This is a genomic window from Streptomyces sp. NPDC048001, assembly GCF_043203115.1.
GTDB classification, from domain to species: domain Bacteria; phylum Actinomycetota; class Actinomycetes; order Streptomycetales; family Streptomycetaceae; genus Streptomyces; species Streptomyces sanyensis.
This window is the reverse complement of record NZ_JBIDBN010000009.1, coordinates 204,740-220,040: the sequence shown is the minus strand read 5'-3', so window position 1 is coordinate 220,040 and position 15,301 is coordinate 204,740. Positions and strand designations below refer to the sequence as shown.

The window sequence follows — 15,301 nt, the reverse complement described above, 5'->3', positions numbered from 1 at the left end:
CGCCCGGGGTGGCCGCCGGCCCTTCGGGCGCCGCCGCGGCCCTGCGGGACGGCCCCTACTTCACGCCGAGCTTCTCCAGCTCCGCGGGGAGCGCGGTCTGCTCGACGTCCTTGCCGTCGATGCGGACCGTGGGAGTGCCCTTGATCCCGGCCTCGTTGAACTCGTCGATCACCGTCAGGGCCCACTTGTCGTAGGTGCCCTTCTCGACGGCCTGGCTGAACTCCTCGCTGTCCTTCAGCGCGTCGACGTTCTTCGCGACGTCGAGGAGGTAGGAGTCGTCGGCGAACTTGTCGTCGATCTCCTCGGGGTGGTGCTCCGCCGAGTACAGCAGGCCGTGGTACTCGGCGAAGGCCTCCGGGCTGACGTTCAGGGCGGCGCCGAGCGCGCTGACGGCGTTCTTGGAGCCGCTGCCGCCGATGTTGTCGTCGATGATCGAGCCCAGGTGGACGCGGAGGGTGAGCTTCCCCTCCTCGGCGCCCTTCTTCAGCATCTCGCCGTTGGTCTGCTCGAAGGCCGCGCACGCGGGGCAGCGCAGGTCCTCGTAGATGTCGATCGTCTTGCCGCCGCCCTTGCCCAGGCTGACGGTGAGGCCGTCGCCGCCCGAGTTGGCGGGCTTCACCAGCGTCTGGTCCTTGGCCGCCTCCCATTCGGAGGGCTTGTTGGCCTGCACGACGGCGTAGCCGATGCCGCCGGCCAGGGCCAGCACCAGGGCGCCGGTTCCGGCGACGACCAGCTGCCGCCGCATCCTGTCCTTCTTGGCCTGGCGCTCGCGCTCCTCGCGCAGACGCTCGCGGGCCGCGGTCTTGCTGGCCTGGCTGTTGCGCTTGCTCATGGTGGTGTCACTCCGTGTGGGGATGGGGAACGGCTGGGTGCGCGCCCGGCAGGGCCGCGGGCCGCCCCGGGACGGGGGCGGGCGGAGGCGGGGCGCGGGGGTCGAACGGGGCGGGTGGCCGCACGCGGGGCGCGGGGGAGCCGCGCACGAGGGTCTCGGGCGCGGAGGGTCCGGGCGTCAGGCGCAGTGCGGCACGGCGCCCGGTGGACCGCGCCGGCCCACGGTGTGCACCAGCAGCCGGGTGCGGGCGGCCCGCGGTGCCCGGGCCGGGGGCCGGGGAAGCCGCCGGGGGCAGGGCGGGCGGACCGCGGCCACCGCCAGCAGCAGCGGCCGGAAGGCCAGGGCGCAGGCGGTGCGCAGCAGTTGCGCCAGCGCGGCCTCACCGCGCCGCAGCCAGGCCGCCGCCACCGCGCCGACGGCGATGTGCGCCGCGAGCAGCAGCCACGGCACGGCCGGGTCGGGGGAGCCGTGCAGCGCGGCGGGCGCCGGGCCGCCGCCCGCCCCGAGCGGGGCGAGCCCGCTGCCGACGCCGCTGCACAGCACGTCCAGGCCCACCGAGCGCAGCGAGCCGGTGACCGGCCCGCCGGCCGCCCCGTAGCAGGCGTGCTGCCCGGTGGTGAAGACCGTGTCCGCGGCCAGCTCCAGGGGGATCAGCAGCCCGGCGATCCGCCAGTAGCCCCGCTCCCGGCCGGAGAGGGCGTAGGCGACGCCGAACACGGCCGCCGACAGCAGCGCGACCGTGGCCACGGGCAGCGGGGCCTGCGAGAGCAGCACATGGGAGGCCGCGGACAGCGTCACGACCAGTGCCGTGAAGACCGCCGCCCGCAGCACCCGCGTCTGCGTCCCGGATATGTCCATCGTGGGTGAGTGTGCCACGCCTTCCTGTCGGGGCGGTGTCAGGCCCCGGGGCGGGCGGCCGGAAACACGGTGGGCGGGGCGGCCGCCAGTCCGGGTATCCGCCCGTTGCGGAAGAGGTCGACGAAGATCATGTGATCGGCCCGGGCGCGGGCGGCGTAGTCGTGCGCGAAGTCCACGAGCAGCTCCGCGAAGCCCTCCTCGTCCGCGGCGATCGCCGCGTCGATGGCGCGCTCGGTGGAGTACGGCACCAGCGAGTGGCCGCTCTCGTCGTCCGCCGCCGCGTGCATGGTGGCCGTGGCGCGCCCCAGGTCGGCCACGACGGCGGCCATCTCGGCGGGGTCGTCCAGGCCGGACCAGTCCAGGTCCACCGCGTACGGCGAGACCTCGGCGACCAGCTGGCCCGCCCCGTCCAGCTCCGTCCAGCCGAGCCAGGGGTCGGCGTGCGCCTGGAGCGCGCGCTGGGAGATCACGGTGCGGTGGCCCTCGTGGCGGAAGTAGGCGCGCACCGCGGGATCCGTGACATGGCGGGAGACGGCCGGGGTCTGGCCCTGCTTCATGTAGATCACCACGTCGTTCTCCAGGGCGTCGCTGCTGCCCTCCAGGAGGATGTTGTACGAGGGCAGGCCCGCCGAGCCGATCCCGACGCCGCGCCGGCCCACCACGTCCTTGACCCGGTAGGAGTCGGGCCGGGCCAGGCTGGCCTCGGGCAGCGTCTCCAGATAGCCGTCGAAGGCGTCCAGCACCTTGTAGCGGGCGGCCGCGTCGAGTTCGACGGCCCCGCCGCCGGAGCCGAAGCGGCGCTCCACGTCGTGGACCTCCGTCAGCGAGTCCAGGAGCGAGAAGCGGGTCAGCGAGCGGGCCGCGCGCAGGGCCTCCAGCAGGGGGCCCTCGGCGGTGTCCAGCATGAACGGCGGCAGCTCCTCGCGCCCCGCGCCGGCGGCCAGCGCACCGATCCGCTCCCGGTAGGCGGCGGCGCAGATCCGCACCAGTTCGCTGATCTGGGGGTCGCTGAGCGCCTTGGTGTGGCCGATCAGCGCCAGGGAGGCCGTGAGGCGCCGCAGATCCCAGGTGAACGGGCCGACGTAGGCCTCGTCGAAGTCGTTGGCGTTGAAGACCAGGCGGCCCGTGGCGTCCATGTAGGTGCCGAAGTTCTCCGCGTGCAGGTCGCCGTGGATCCACACCCGGCCGGTGCGCTCGTCCAGGAACGGCCCGCCCTCCCGCTCCTCGCGCAGGTCGCCGTAGAACAGGCAGGCGCTGCCCCGGTAGAAGGCGAAGGCCGAGGCGGCCATTCTGCGGAACTTGACCCGGAAGGCCGCCGGATCGGCGGCCAGGAGCTCGCCGAAGGCGGAGTCGAAGACGGCGAGGATCTCCTCGCCGCGCTGCTCGGCGTCGTGCTGCGGGAGCGGCATCGCGCGGTGCCTCCAGGGGGATCGCGGGGCGTGGCCTGTCGCCCGGTACCAACGCGCGGCGCCCTCCCGGAGTGCCCGCCCGCCGTCGGCGCCGGCACGTAGACTTCCGAGCTGTCCCCCCAGACCGCGCCCAGCCTGGCGACCGACGTTCCCCGGAGGCCTTCCGCCGTGACCAAGCCGCCCTTCACGCACCTGCACGTCCACACCCAGTACTCCCTGCTGGACGGTGCCGCGCGGCTCAAGGACATGTTCGACGCGTGCAACGAGATGGGCATGACCCACATCGCCATGTCCGACCACGGCAACCTGCACGGCGCGTACGACTTCTTCCACTCCGCGCAGAAGGCCGGGATCACCCCGATCATCGGGATCGAGGCCTATGTCGCCCCCGAGTCCCGGCGGAACAAGCGGAAGATCCAGTGGGGGCAGCCGCACCAGAAGCGGGACGACGTCTCCGGCTCCGGCGGCTACACCCACAAGACCATCTGGGCGGCGAACGCCACCGGCCTGCACAACCTCTTCCGGCTCTCCTCCGACGCCTACGCCGAGGGCTGGCTGCAGAAGTGGCCGCGGATGGACAAGGAGACCATCGCCCGGTGGTCCGAGGGGCTGATCGCCTCCACCGGCTGCCCCTCCGGCGAGCTCCAGACCCGGCTGCGCCTCGGCCAGTTCGACGAGGCGCTGAAGGCCGCCTCCGACTACCAGGACATCTTCGGCAAGGACCGCTACTTCCTGGAGCTGATGGACCACGGCATCGAGATCGAGCGCCGGGTCCGCGACGGCCTGCTGGAGATCGGCCGGAAGCTCGGCATCCCGCCGCTGGTCACCAACGACTCGCACTACACCTACTCCCACGAGGCGCAGGCGCACGACGCGCTGCTGTGCATCCAGACCGGCAAGAACCTCTCCGACCCGGACCGCTTCCGCTTCGACGGCACCGGCTACTACCTGAAGTCGACGGACGAGATGTACGCCATCGACTCCTCCGACGCCTGGCAGGAGGGCTGCCGCAACACCCTCCTGGTCGCGGAGCAGGTCGACACCACGGGGATGTTCGAGAAGCGCGACCTGATGCCCCGGTTCGACATCCCCGAGGGCTACACCGAGGTCTCCTGGTTCCGCGAGGAGACCCTGCGGGGCATGGAGCGGCGCTTCCCCGGCGGCATCCCGGAGGACCGCCTCAAGCAGGTCGAGTACGAGATGGACACGATCATCTCGATGGGCTTCCCCGGGTACTTCCTCGTGGTCGCCGACTTCATCATGTGGGCCAAGAACCAGGGCATCGCCGTCGGCCCCGGCCGGGGCTCCGCGGCCGGCTCGATCGTCGCGTACGCGCTGGGCATCACCGACCTCGACCCCATTCCGCACGGGCTGATCTTCGAGCGGTTCCTCAACCCCGAGCGCATCTCGATGCCCGACGTCGACATCGACTTCGACGAGCGCAGGCGCGTCGAGGTGATCCGGTACGTGACCGAGAAGTACGGCGCCGACAAGGTCGCCATGATCGGCACCTACGGCACCATCAAGGCCAAGAACGCGATCAAGGACTCCGCCCGCGTGCTGGGCTACCCGTACGCGATGGGCGACCGGATCACCAAGGCCATGCCCGCCGACGTGCTCGGCAAGGGCATCCCGCTCTCCGGCATCATCGACCCCTCCCACCCCCGGTACTCGGAGGCGGGCGAGGTCCGCGGGATGTACGAGAACGAGCCGGACGTGAAGAAGGTGATCGACACCGCGCGGGGTGTGGAGGGCCTGGTCCGGCAGATGGGCGTGCACGCGGCCGGCGTGATCATGTCCAGCGAGACCATCACCGACCACGTCCCCGTCTGGGTGCGCCACACCGACGGCGTCACCATCACGCAGTGGGACTACCCGAGCTGCGAGTCGCTCGGCCTGCTCAAGATGGACTTCCTGGGCCTGCGCAACCTCACGATCATGGACGACGCCGTCAAGATGGTGAAGGCCAACAAGGGGGTCGACATCGACCTGCTGAGCCTCCCGCTCGACGACCCGACGACCTTCGAGCTCCTCCAGCGCGGCGACACCCTGGGTGTCTTCCAGTTCGACGGCGGGCCGATGCGCTCCCTGCTGCGGCTGATGAAGCCCGACAACTTCGAGGACATCTCCGCCGTCTCGGCCCTGTACCGGCCGGGCCCGATGGGCATGAACTCCCACACCAACTACGCCCTGCGCAAGAACGGCCAGCAGGAGATCACCCCGATCCACCCCGAGCTGGAGGAGCCGCTCAGGGAGGTCCTGGACGTCACCCACGGCCTGATCGTCTACCAGGAGCAGGTGCAGAAGGCCGCCCAGATCATCGCCGGGTACTCGCTCGGCGAGGCCGACATCCTCCGCCGGGTGATGGGCAAGAAGAAGCCCGAGGAGCTGGCGAAGAACTTCACCATCTTCCAGGCCGGCGCCCGCAGGAACGAGTTCAGCGACGAGGCGATCCAGGCGCTGTGGGACGTGCTGGTGCCCTTCGCGGGCTACGCCTTCAACAAGGCCCACTCCGCCGCCTACGGCCTGGTGTCGTACTGGACGGCCTACCTCAAGGCCAACCACCCCGCCGAGTACATGGCGGCCCTGCTCACCTCGGTCAAGGACGACAAGGACAAGTCCGCCGTCTACCTGAACGAGTGCCGGCGCATGGGCATCAAGGTGCTGCCGCCCAACGTCAACGAGTCGCAGCCCAACTTCGCCGCCCAGGGCGACGACGTGATCCTCTTCGGCCTCACCGCGGTCCGCAACGTCGGCACCAACGTGGTGGAGTCGATCATCCGCACGCGCAAGGCGAAGGGGAAGTACAGCACCTTCCCCGACTTCCTCGACAAGGTCGAGGCCGTGGTCTGCAACAAGCGCACCGTCGAGTCGCTGATCAAGGCCGGCGCCTTCGACGAGATGGGCCACACCCGCAAGGGCCTGGTCGCCCACCACGAGCCGATGATCGACAACGTGGTGGCGGTGAAGCGCAAGGAGGCCGAGGGGCAGTTCGACCTCTTCGGCGGGATGGGCGAGGAGGAGAGCAGCGAACCCGGCTTCGGGCTGGACGTCGAGTTCTCGGACGTGGAGTGGGACAAGTCCTATCTGCTCGCCCAGGAGCGGGAGATGCTCGGCCTCTACGTCTCCGACCACCCGCTGTTCGGCATCGAGCACGTGCTCTCCGACAAGACGGACGCGGCGATCGCCCAGCTGACGGGCGGCGAGCACTCCGACGGCGCGGTCGTCACCATCGGCGGGATCATCTCCGGTCTCCAGCGCAAGATGACCAAGCAGGGCAATGCCTGGGCCATCGCCACCGTCGAGGACCTGGCGGGCTCGATCGAGTGCATGTTCTTCCCCGCGACCTACCAGCTGGTGTCGACGCAGCTGGTCGAGGACACCGTGGTCTTCGTCAAGGGGCGGCTCGACAAGCGGGAGGACGTGCCCCGGCTGGTGGCCATGGAACTCCAGGTCCCCGACCTGAGCTCCGCCGGCACCAACGCGCCGGTGGTCGTCACCATCCCGACCGTCCGGGTCACCCCGCCCATGGTCGCCCGCCTCGGCGAGATCCTCAGCCACCACAGGGGCAACACCGAGGTGCGGATCAAGCTCCAGGGCCCCCGCACGACCACGGTCCTGCGGCTCGACCGCCACCGGGTCCAGCCCGATCCCGCCCTCTTCGGCGACCTGAAGGTGCTGCTCGGCCCCTCCTGCCTGGCGGGCTGAGCCGACGCGGCGCTCCGCCGCCCCTCCCCGCGCAGCAGGGGCGCGCCCGACGGGCGCGCCCCTGCTGCGTGACCGAACCGGTCGCTGCGCTCAGTTGTGGCCGAAGCGCTTCTGGCGGCCCTTGCTCGCCACGTCGGCGGGCGTCACCTGCGTCATGCGCTGCTCGGCCTGGGCCTCCATCGACGACTTCTGCGCGTCCTGGCGGCCGCGCTCCGCCTGCGACTGCTTCTGGTGGGCGCGATCTCGGTTCTTGTTCTTGGCCATGGTCGTTGCCTCCTGTGAAGGTCTGCGGGCCTCGGGAAAGCGGTGCGCCCGGGGCCGCGACCAGACTCACACAAGCCAAGTACCCCCGCATTTTGGATCATTGCGGACAGTAGCGGCGCGAGGTGACGGCCCCGGCGCCCGATCCGCCACGCCGATGATCGAGTTCCGGCCGCCAACCCGTGCGCGGTCAGGCAGACTCGAAGGAAACCCGGGACAATTCCCGCTCCGGATCCCGGTCGACCCCCGGCCGCCGGAGCCGGGAGACGGCAGGGGAAGGCGGCGGGCCCCGGCCCGGTCCGCCCCGGCGGCCGGGGCGGACCCGGTGCCCCGAACGAGTCCCCGAAAGAGGGTGGAGCGCGTGGACCGATGCGTCGTCCTGGTGGACGCCGGGTATCTCCTGGGGGCCGCCGCGAGCCTGCTCGCGGGGGAACCCGCGCGCTCGCGGATCACCGTCGACCACGCAGCGCTCGTCCGGGGGCTGCGCGACCTCGCCCAGACCGACACCGAGCAGCCCCTGCTGCGCATCTACTGGTTCGACGGGGCACCCGACCGGGTGCCCCAGCCCGAGCACCGGCGGCTGCGCGTCATGCCCCGGGTCACCGTCCGGCTGGGTGCCCTGACCCGCAGCGACGGCCGCTGGGCCCAGAAGGGCGTCGACGCGGCCATGCACGCCGAGCTCACCGAGCTGGCCAGGAACCGCGCCTGCTCCGACGTGGTCCTCGTGACCGGGGACGGCGACCTCCTCCCCGGTCTGATGTCCGCCAAGGAGCACGGGGTCGCCGTCCACCTCTGGGCCGTGCAGGCCGCCGACGGCGACTACAACCAGTCCGAGGACCTCGTCGCCGAGGCGGACGAGCGCCGGGTGCTGGACCGCGTCTGGATCACCCGCGCCATCCGGGCCAAGGAACTCACCGCGGTCTGCGCCCCGCCGCCCGTGCCGCGCCCGGAGATCGCGGCCATCCTCTCCGCCCCGCTGCCCGAGTCCGCGCTCGCCGCCTCCGCCGAGCGCGCGGCCGCCGAGCGGGCCGCCCAGGCGCCGGACCGGGACACCGCCCCCGCCGCCGAGGACACCGCCCCCGAGGCCCCCGGCGCACCGGCGCCGCCCAAGGGCGTGCCCACGCCGAAGGACCTCGCCTCGCTGCACCCCCACGGCCATCCGCCGGCCGCACCGCAGCCCGCCGGCGCCACCCTGCGCTGGTCCTCCGACCGGGGCTGGGTGGAGCGTCCCGGCGGCGCGCCCGGGGAACCGCCCGAGACCGCCTCGCTGCCGACCCTCGCCCAGCTCACCAGCGCCGAGCAGCGCTGGGCCGACCGCGAGGAGGACATCACCACCGTCGGCGGCGACCCCTTCGAGGTGGGCCAGGTCTTCGCGCGCCGCTGGATGGAGCGGCTGCCGGAGTCCGGGCACGTCCAGCGCCTCGCCGGCCTCTACCCGCGCATCCCGCACCGCATCGACGGCGAGCTGCTGCGCTACGCCGCCCGCTTCGGGCTGCTGGCCCACAAGGACGACCAGATCGACGAGCACGACCGCTATGCGATCCGGGCCGGGTTCTGGCGCGAGATCGACGTGCGCACCGCGGCCGAGCACGCCCCGAGGAGTGACCACCCGGGGCCCGAGGGCGTCCGGGGCGGCCGGACCCCGTAGTCTCGTACCTCGTGAGTACGGTGTGCGTGGTGCGGGACCTGGTCAAGACGTACCCGGCCGCCCGCGGGCGCCGGGGTGCGCCGGGCACACCCGAGGTGCGGGCCACCGACGGGGTCAGCCTGGACGTGGGGGAGGGCGAGATCTTCGGCCTGCTCGGGCCCAACGGCGCAGGGAAGTCCACCCTGGTGCGCCAGCTCACCGGGCTGATGCGCCCCGACTCCGGATCGGTCGAGCTGCTCGGCCACGACCTCGTGCGCCACCCCGAGCGCGCGTCCCGCCTCCTGGGCTATCTGGGGCAGGAGTCCACCGCACTGGACGAGATGACCGTCTCCCTGGCCGCCGAGACCACCGGGCGCCTGCGCGGCCTCTCGGCGCCCACCGCCCGACGGGAGGCCGGCGGCGTCCTCGACGAGCTCGGTCTGGCCCCGCTCGCCGACCGGGCCCTGCGCCGCCTCTCCGGGGGGCAGCGCCGGCTCGCCTGCTTCGCCGCCGCCCTGGTCGGCCCCCGGCCCGTGCTGGTCCTGGACGAGCCGACCACCGGCATGGACCCCGTCGCCCGGCGGGCCGTGTGGGCCGCGGTGGACCGGCGCCGCGCGGAGAACGGGGCGACCGTGCTGCTGGTCACCCACAACGTCATCGAGGCGGAGACCGTGCTCGACCGGGTCGCCGTCCTCGACCGCGGGCGGGTCATCGCCTGCGACACGCCGATGGGGCTGAAGGAGCGCGTCGCGGGGGAGGTCCGGGTGGAACTGGTCTGGCGGGCGGGGGCCCCGGTGGAGGTCCCCGAGGTGGCCGCGCTGCGGTCCCTGGCCCAGGAATCCGGACGGCGCTGGGTCCTCAGGCTCGCCCCCGACCAGGCCCGGGCCGCCGTGGCCGCCGTCACCGGCGGGGCGGCCTTCGCCGCACTCGACGACTTCACCCTGGCCACGCCGAGCCTGGAGGACGTCTATCTCGCACTCGGCGGAGACACCACGAAAGGGCTGGTCAAGGCGTGAGCATCGTGTCCGCTGAGTCCGCGGGCCCCCCGGGGCCGCTCGGTACCGCGCCGAGCCCGGACGCGGCAGCCGCCCCGGCGGGGCGCGCCCCCGCCCCGCTCGCGCCCGCCGCCCGGCTGCTCCCCGCGCTCGTCGCGGTCTACCGGGCCCAGCTGTCCCGCGCCCGGGTGGCGCGGATCCCGCTGCTGTTCGTCGCCACCTTCCAGTCCGTCGGGATCATGGTCCTGATGCGCGGGGTGGTGGACGGCGGTTCGGAGGCGCGGGCGGTCGTCGCCGGGGCGAGCGTGCTGGTCGTCGCCTTCGTCGCGCTGAACCTGCTCGCCCAGTACTTCGGCCAGCTGCGTGCCGCCGGCGGTCTCGACCACTACGCCACGCTCCCCGTGCCGCCCGCGGCGGTGGTGCTCGGCGCGGCCGGGGCCTACGCCTCCTTCACCGTCCCCGGGACGGTGGTCACCGCCGTGGCCGGATCGGTCCTCTTCGGGCTGCCGATGGTGCACCTGTGGGTGCTGGCGGCGGTGATCCCGCTGTCCGGGGCGGCGCTGGCCGGCCTCGGAGCGGCGCTCGGCCTCCTCGCGCCCCGCCAGGAGCTGGCCACCCTGCTCGGCCAGCTCGGCATGTCCGCGGCGCTGCTGCTCGGGGTGCTGCCCGCGGAGCGGATGCCCGGGCCCATCGCCTACGCCCGGGACCTGCTGCCCTCCACCTACGGCGTGGAGGCGCTCGCCCGCACCTTCGAGGCCCGCCCCGACTGGGGCGCCGTGGGCGTGGACCTCGCGGTCTGCGCGGTGGTGGGAGTGGTGTCCCTGGCCGTCGCCACCCTGGCCTACCGGCGGGCCGCGGTCCGGTGAGGCGGGGCCCTGGCGGGCCTGGCACGATGGCGGGGTGACCGCACCGCTGACGCCACCCCACCGGCCCTCCTCCTCGTCCTCGTCCTCGTCCGGGGACGGCGATCCCTGGCGCGCCCCGGCGGGCGGCACGGTCCCGCACGGCGCGCCGTGGGGCGCGCAGGAGGACGCCGCCGAGGCCGAGGCCAAGGCCCGGGAGCTGCGCAGGGACCTCCGCGACGCGGCGGTCGTCCTGGCGGGGGTGACGGTGCTCGGTGTGGTCCTCGGGCTGCTGTGGCTGTGGCTGGCGCCGCGGGTCCCGCTGGTCTCGGACGGCGAAGCGGTCTTCCTGAGGAACACCGAGAGCGAGGAGGCCGTCGGCGCGGACGGGATGTTCGCCCTGCTGGCGGCCGGGCTGGGCGTGGTGAGCGCCGCCGCCGTCTTCCTCTTCCGCCGCCGGGGCGGCATCGCCCTGGTCCTCGCCCTCGCCCTGGGGGGCCTGCTCGCCTCGCTGCTGGGCTGGGGTGTCGGCGTCTGGCTGGGCCCGGGCACGGATGTCGCGGAGCGCGCCCGGCAGGTGGGGGAGGGCGTCACCTTCGACGCCTACCTCCAGCTGAGGGCGAAGGGGGCGCTGCTGGCGTGGCCGCTGGCCGCGATGGTGGCCCACCTCGGGCTGACGGCGCTCTTCGGGCCGGACGATCCCGAGCCCGTCCGGCCCGAGCAGCAGGAGTGGCCCCCGCGGGGGGCGTGACGCCTTCCTTCGCGGGAGTGCGCGGCAGAGCAGGGGCGGCCCGTCCGGGCCGCCCCTGCCGCGTCCGGGGGCTCGGGCGCCGCTCCGGCGGCGCCCGGGCCCCCGTGCCGTGGAGGTCGCGGGCCGTTCCCGGGGCGGCGGGGGTGCGGGGGCGGCGTCCTTGCGAGGTTCCGGTCCGCCCGGGCCCGGCGGTGCCGTACAGTAAAAAAATGTAACGACCGTTCAATCTTGTGCGGTCGCTCAATTTCCTGTGCCCGACCGCGGCCCCGGCCCGGCCGACGGTCTCCGACGGAACGAGGTGGCCCGTGGCCAATCCCTACCGCGAGCTCTTCCGCGCACCCGGCTCCGCGGCCTTCTCCGCCGCGGCGTTCCTGGGCAGGATGCCGATCTCCATGACCGGGATCGGCCTCGTCACGATGCTGTCGCAGCTGCGGGGCGCCTACGCGCTCGCGGGGGCCGTCTCCGCCGCCTTCACGCTCTCCACCGCGTTCTTCGGTCCCCTGGTGTCGCGGCTGGTGGACCGCCTGGGCCAGGGACGGGTGCTGCTGCCCGCGACGGGGGTGAGCGTGCTGGGGATGGGGGCCCTGCTGCTCTGCGCCCGCTACCAGGCCCCCGTCTGGACGCTGTTCGCCTGCGCCGTCCTCGCGGGCACGCTGCCGAACATGGCGGCGATGGTCCGCGCGCGGTGGACGCATGTCCACCGCGACCCCTCGGCCCTGCACACGGCCTTCTCCCTGGAGTCGGTGGTCGACGACCTGACCTTCGTCGTGGGCCCCGCCCTGTCGGTCGCCCTGTCCACCGCGCTCTTCCCGGAGTGCGGACCGCTGGTGGCCGCGGGCCTGCTCCTCCTCGGGGTGCTGCTCCTCGTGCCCCAGAAGCGGACCGAGCCGCCCGTCCACCGCGCCGGACCGGGCGGGGGGCGCACCGGATCGGCGATCCGCGTCGGCTCCGTCCGCCTCCTCGCCGCGATCCTGGCGGCCGGCGGTGTCATCGTCGGCACGGTGGACGTGGTGAGCGTGGCCTTCGCCGAGGAGCGGGGGGCGCCCGCCGCCGCGGGCATCGTCCTGTCCTGCTACGCGGTCGGGTCCGCGCTCTCCGGACTGGCCCTCGGCATGGCGAGGGTCGCCCTCCCGCTGCCCCGGCTGCTGCTCGCGGGCGCCCTGGGGACGGCCCTGACCACCCTGCCCCTGGTGCTGTCCGGCGGGATCGCCACGCTCTCCGCCTCCGTCTTCCTCGCCGGACTGTTCTTCGCGCCCATGATGATCGTCGTCATGCGACTGGTGGAGCGGACCGTGCCCCCGGCGCAGCTGACGGAGGGGATGACCTGGGCGATCACGGGGCTGGGCGTCGGGGTGGGCCTGGGCGCTGCCGTGTCGGGGGCGATGGTGGACCGCCACGGTCCCGCGGGCGGCTTCGCCGTGGCGATCGCCGCGGGCGCCGCGGTGGCGGTCCTCGCCTCCTGCTCCGTGCGGCCCCTCGGCCGACGTCTCGCCGCCCGGCCCGCCGGGGGCGCCCCGGCACCGGTCACGGAGCCCGGGGCCGCGGCGTGCACCGGGGACGCGCGAGCGTGACCCCGAAGGCGCGCGGGGTATCGTCCGGGGAGACGTACGCCGGAACGCGGGGGACCCAGGTGAGCGAGCCGACCACCGACGGGCGCCGCATCAAGGGCGAGCGCCGCAGACAGGAGCTGATCGAGGCCACCGTCCGCGTGGTCGCACGCGAGGGGGTGGCCGGGGTCAGCCACCGCGCCGTCGCCCGGGAGGCCGGCCAGCCCCCCACCGCGGCGGCCTACTACTTCACGAGCATCGACGACCTGCTCACCGCCGCCCTCACCCGCTGCCTGCGCGAGGACGCCGCGCGGATGCGCGCGCTGGCGGAGGAGGCGGGCGGCTCCGAGGCCGGGCTGCGGGCGCTGGCCGAGCTGATGTGCTCCGTCGTCGCCGGCCCCGAGCACCTGCTGGCCGAGTACGAGCTGTACCTGCTCGCGGCCAGGCGTCCGGAGCTGCGCGGGCCGGCCCGCGACTGGATCTCCGCGGTGGCGGAGTTCGGCCGCTGCTACACCGACGACCCGGTGCGGCTGCGGATCCTGCCCGGTGTGGTCGACGGCCTGCTGATGCAGGCCCTGCTCACCGACTGGCAGCCCACCGCCGAGGAGTTCACCGAGGTACTGCGGACCGTCCTGCTCTGAGGCCGGCGACGGGCCCGGGCCCGTCCCGCCCCGGGCCCTCGCGGGTCGGGTACTGCAACGGTGTTTGCCGTGACGAGGCTTCAGCTCCTGGACTGTGGCCTCGTCCCCCGCCACGGCGCTGTTCGGGAAGTCGTGGCCGTTCGGTCTGGATCCAACAGGTGTCACCGCGGTCGGCGGCCGCCCGGAGCAGAGCCTCAGCCCCCGCCTCACATGGTGGTGGTCATACCGCCAGATTGTGGAAGGCGCCGGCGGCGACGGCCTTCACCCCGGACAGCCCGGACACCTCCACCGGGACATCGGAGTTCTTCGTGGTGTCGTCGCCCAGCTGCCCGTAGAAGTTGTAGCCCCAGGCCTTGACCTGGCCGTTCTCCAGCAGCGCCAGACTGTGGTAGGTGCCGGCGGCGACGGCCTTCACCCCGGACAGCCCGGACACATCCACCGGGACATTGGAATTCTCCGTGGTTCCGTCGCCCAGCTCCCCGAAGCCGCTGGCGCCCCAGGCCTTGACCTGGCCGTTCTCCAGCAGCGCCAGACTGTGGAAACCACCGGCCGCGATGGCCTTCACCCCGGACAGACTCGCCACCTCCACCGGGACATTGGACTCGTTCACGGTTCCGTCGCCCAGCTGCCCGGAGCCGTTGGATCCCCATGTCTTCACCTGGCCGTTCTCCAGCAGCGCCAGACTGTGGTAGGTGCCGGCGGCGACGGTCTTCACCCCGGACAGACTCGCCACCTCCACCGGGACATTGGACTCGTTCACGGTTCCGTCGCCCAGTTGCCCGTAGAAGTTATTGCCCCAGGCTTTGACCTGGCCGTTCTCCAGCAGCGCCAGGCTGTGGCCGGTTCCGGCGGCGACGGCCTTCACCCCGGGCAGACTCGCCACCTCCACCGGGACAGTGGCGTTCTTCGTGGTTCCGTCGCCCAGCTGCCCGGAGTCGTTGTAGCCCCATGTCCTGACCTGGCCGTTCTCCAGCAGTGCCAGACTGTGGTAGGCGCCGACGGCGACGGCCTTCACCCCGGACAGCCCGGACACCTCCACCGGGACAGTGGAATTCTTCGTGGTCCCGTCGCCCAGCTGCCCGAAGGAGTTGGCGCCCCAGGCCTTGACCTGGCCGTTCTCCAGCAGCGCCAGGCTGTGGCCGGTTCCGGCGGCGACGGCCTTCACCCCGGACAGCTCGGACACCTCCACCGGGACAGTGGCGTTCTTCGTGGTTCCGTCGCCCAGCTGCCCGGAGTCGTTGTAGCCCCAGGCTTGGGCGATTGCCCCTTGTGCGTTGTGAGGCTTCTCCGTGGTCTGGGCAGTTGCGGCGCAGGACAGCAGCGCGGCAAGGATTCCTGCCGTGCCGACCAGTGCCGCGGTGCCGCGCCTGCGGCTACTCGGCCGCAAGAGTGCAGACAAGTTGAGGTATGAACACATACAGTCACATTTATCGCATCCTGACCTTCTGTGCCGGTTTTGGTAGTGCTTGGTCGCATCGCCGCGGAGAAGAGCACGCCGAAGGCCAGCCCCGGCGGCAGATGGTCGAGGGCACTGCACCGGACCGACGTGGGACGTCCGGACCGGCGCACGCGTCGGGGAGCCCAATGCCGGGACCGCACCCGAGGGCACGTTCCGCGTCCAGCGGGCGGTATGCGTCGCCGTGGAGAGCCAGGGGCCCTGGTGGGCGGTGAAGGCCGACGCGCTCACCGCACCGCAGCACACCATCGGCCCAAGGTGTACGAGGCGGGCTTCGGCTTGGACGCCTCGACGGTGCCGGCCTCGGTCGCGTTCTCACTGCTCGTCGATGCATCGTCCTTGATCAGGAGTTGCACCGAACGTTGTGCAGTCCC

The 15,301-nt window shown here is 73.0% G+C and carries 12 protein-coding genes; 7 read left to right on the top strand and 5 right to left on the bottom strand.

Annotated features, from left to right (window positions below; all coding sequences use genetic code 11):
- Positions 1-55: 55 nt before the first annotated feature.
- The 3 genes from ACGF15_RS18650 to ACGF15_RS18640 all read right to left on the bottom strand — a co-directional run bounded on the left by ACGF15_RS18650 (position 56) and on the right by ACGF15_RS18640 (position 3,099).
- The gene (locus tag ACGF15_RS18650) at positions 56-832 is read right to left on the bottom strand and encodes a thioredoxin domain-containing protein (protein WP_345614646.1); all 777 of its coding nucleotides are present in this window, start codon (positions 830-832) and stop codon (positions 56-58) included.
- Positions 833-1,009: 177 nt separating this feature from the next.
- Complete coding sequence (locus ACGF15_RS18645; RefSeq protein WP_345614647.1) at positions 1,010-1,690, bottom strand: hypothetical protein; 681 nt, start codon at positions 1,688-1,690, stop codon at positions 1,010-1,012.
- 38 nt (positions 1,691-1,728) lie between these two features.
- Positions 1,729-3,099 carry a DUF2252 domain-containing protein gene (locus tag ACGF15_RS18640; protein WP_392800201.1) on the bottom strand — a complete coding sequence of 457 codons (1,371 nt, stop codon included), beginning with the start codon at positions 3,097-3,099 and terminating at the stop codon, positions 1,729-1,731.
- A gap of 168 nt (positions 3,100-3,267) precedes the next feature.
- Between ACGF15_RS18640 and dnaE the strand changes: the two genes are divergently transcribed.
- The gene (gene dnaE / locus ACGF15_RS18635) at positions 3,268-6,807 is read left to right on the top strand and encodes a DNA polymerase III subunit alpha (RefSeq protein WP_345614649.1); all 3,540 of its coding nucleotides are present in this window, start codon (positions 3,268-3,270) and stop codon (positions 6,805-6,807) included.
- 90 nt (positions 6,808-6,897) lie between these two features.
- Here the strand turns inward: dnaE and ACGF15_RS18630 are convergent, their stop codons facing one another.
- Positions 6,898-7,071, bottom strand: coding sequence for a hypothetical protein (locus ACGF15_RS18630; RefSeq protein ID WP_345614650.1), 174 nt, complete (start codon positions 7,069-7,071; stop codon positions 6,898-6,900).
- A gap of 349 nt (positions 7,072-7,420) precedes the next feature.
- Here ACGF15_RS18630 and ACGF15_RS18625 point away from each other — a divergent pair, with 349 nt between their 5' ends.
- From ACGF15_RS18625 to ACGF15_RS18600, 6 genes are all read left to right on the top strand, one after another.
- A complete protein-coding gene (locus ACGF15_RS18625) occupies positions 7,421-8,716 on the top strand; it encodes an NYN domain-containing protein (RefSeq protein WP_392800197.1) in 1,296 nt (431 codons plus the stop codon).
- A 20-nt stretch (positions 8,717-8,736) separates the two neighbouring features.
- On the top strand, positions 8,737-9,711 hold the full coding sequence (locus tag ACGF15_RS18620) for an ABC transporter ATP-binding protein (protein WP_345614743.1): 975 nt from the start codon (positions 8,737-8,739) through the stop codon (positions 9,709-9,711).
- A complete protein-coding gene (locus tag ACGF15_RS18615; RefSeq protein WP_376428006.1) occupies positions 9,708-10,556 on the top strand; it encodes an ABC transporter permease in 849 nt (282 codons plus the stop codon). The genes ACGF15_RS18620 and ACGF15_RS18615 overlap by 4 nt, the downstream gene beginning before the upstream one ends.
- Before the next feature lie 34 nt (positions 10,557-10,590).
- Positions 10,591-11,283 (top strand): ABC transporter permease, encoded by a 693-nt coding sequence (locus ACGF15_RS18610; protein ID WP_345614653.1) that lies wholly within the window; start codon positions 10,591-10,593, stop codon positions 11,281-11,283.
- Positions 11,284-11,588: 305 nt separating this feature from the next.
- Positions 11,589-12,854, top strand: a complete 1,266-nt coding sequence (locus ACGF15_RS18605; RefSeq protein ID WP_345614654.1) for an MFS transporter — start codon at positions 11,589-11,591, stop codon at positions 12,852-12,854.
- Between the two features lie 59 nt (positions 12,855-12,913).
- Positions 12,914-13,471, top strand: a complete 558-nt coding sequence (locus ACGF15_RS18600) for a TetR family transcriptional regulator (protein ID WP_345614655.1) — start codon at positions 12,914-12,916, stop codon at positions 13,469-13,471.
- Between the two features lie 220 nt (positions 13,472-13,691).
- Here the strand turns inward: ACGF15_RS18600 and ACGF15_RS18595 are convergent, their stop codons facing one another.
- On the bottom strand, positions 13,692-14,858 hold the full coding sequence (locus ACGF15_RS18595; RefSeq protein WP_392800192.1) for an RCC1 domain-containing protein: 1,167 nt from the start codon (positions 14,856-14,858) through the stop codon (positions 13,692-13,694).
- Positions 14,859-15,301: the final 443 nt, after the last annotated feature.